The organism is Rheinheimera nanhaiensis E407-8 (assembly GCF_000296695.1).
GTDB lineage: Bacteria > Pseudomonadota > Gammaproteobacteria > Enterobacterales > Alteromonadaceae > Alishewanella > Alishewanella nanhaiensis.
In genome coordinates, this window is the sequence record NZ_BAFK01000047.1 from 1 (window position 1) to 1,547 (window position 1,547).

Genomic DNA, 1,547 nt, shown 5'->3' on the forward strand with positions numbered 1-1,547 from the left:
GCTCCGCTCTGCTACACTTTTGTTTTCCGCTGCTTTAAGCGTTAGGGATGATGATGGCTCAGACCGATAATCCAACCGTCAAATGCGGTACACATGGCACAGTAAACTCTGCTGTAGTTTGCTGTCATTTGTTGCAAAAAACAGAAGGTGTTTTGGGTTTTGTAGAAAACAGCTCCGAGCCTGATGACTTGCAAGCTTGGTGTGGTGCTTGTGAGGAGTTTTTTCTTAACGAAGGTGAAATGACGGAATCATTCAGAGCATTTAATAATTTCAGTCTTGTTTGTGAGTTTTGTTATGCAAAAATTAAACAGCAGCATTCAGCAAATCCCTAACAAGGCGCATCACTCGCGGCCTGCGGCCGCTGGGACGTCAACCCGCTGCGCGGCTCGTCGCCCGTGTGCTTTGCGTTAGATTTACAGAGTAGATTATGAAGAAATTTAAGTTTATACCTTTAATGTTGCTTTTATTAGTTGGTTGCCAAACAACCAGAAACAATTCTGGTTTTCCAGAGATCTTATTTAACGAATTACCATGGCAGCTAGGCGTATCTAGGGATTCTGTCGTTTCATTTAGTGAATACGGCCCTTACAAACATGTAAATGTAACGGGAGGGCTCGAAACGAGTAATGGAAAGTTCCTTGGAGAAAAGGCTAATATTTCATTCGTATTTTCTTCAGACAATTTGGATTTTATTCAAGTCTGGGCTTACGAGGGTGAAGACTATAATGCAGCAAAAGAGCGCTGGCTAAAAATTTATCACTACTTTGATTCAAACTTTGGCGGTGTAGAAATTCCAAATGTAACAGCCGAAGAAGGATTTGACGAAGCTGCTGAAGCAGTAGTAAGTGACCGAGTTATCGGTATGGCTCCAGAGCTAACGAAAAAATTCGAGAAGGATGGTGCTACAGGTACTTTTATACTTGATATGCTTCCAGTGAAACAGCCGAAAAATGTAACTCTGACAGGGAAATTAGTTTATTCAGGCCAGCATGATACATTCTACACGTTTGTTTTTATAGACCGCCCTAATACCCAAGGGCGCTTAACGAAAAACATGGTAGAAATTAATAAGCTTCGAATCTAACAAGTTGCTTAATTTCGTTCCGGCCACAAAAAGCGTGGCCGCCACTGGACTGCCTACGCTACGCTGCGGCAGCCAATTAGCAAAGCGTTAGCAGGCTTTCGGGGTTTTAACGGTTTTAGTCAGTAGTTTTATTCCGGCCTTGCTCGCGTTTCGTATTCTTAGCGGCAGCGCCAAACGGTTAAGTTCGCCAGTTTGTGGGTTTGCTGCAAACAGTAGTGGCGGTAGCGTTGTTCTTTTTGGCTTCGCTTAAACAGTTTTACAGGTTCCGGTTGGCTCGCTGTGTCGCAGTTAACCGGTTTAGTTTTTAATAAAAAGCAGTCTGTCGCTGTTCAGGTTTGCCAGTGCGGCAAGCCGCGCAAGTTCGGTTCAGGCTGCTAACAAGCAAAGGCATCTGACGCGTACCGCGCAGCTGCTTTGAGCGTTAGCTTTCGCCGGAGTCCAAACGTGGTTTCCAAAGAAGAAA

The 1,547-nt window shown here is 44.3% G+C and carries 2 protein-coding genes; both read left to right on the forward strand.

Annotated elements, in window-relative coordinates:
* Positions 1 to 47: 47 nt before the first annotated feature.
* Complete coding sequence (locus tag RNAN_RS19025) at positions 48 to 332, forward strand: hypothetical protein (RefSeq protein ID WP_050858404.1); 285 nt, start codon at positions 48 to 50, stop codon at positions 330 to 332.
* A 95-nt stretch (positions 333 to 427) separates the two neighbouring features.
* Complete coding sequence (locus RNAN_RS18490) at positions 428 to 1,084, forward strand: hypothetical protein (protein ID WP_040552737.1); 657 nt, start codon at positions 428 to 430, stop codon at positions 1,082 to 1,084.
* Positions 1,085 to 1,547 lie beyond the last annotated feature (463 nt).

Coding starts and splice junctions, on each gene's coding strand:
- RNAN_RS18490 (WP_040552737.1), top strand. CDS start 428: ATGAAGAAATTTAAGTTTATACCTTTAATGTTGCTTTTATTAGTTGGT.
- RNAN_RS19025 (WP_050858404.1), top strand. CDS start 48: ATGATGATGGCTCAGACCGATAATCCAACCGTCAAATGCGGTACACAT.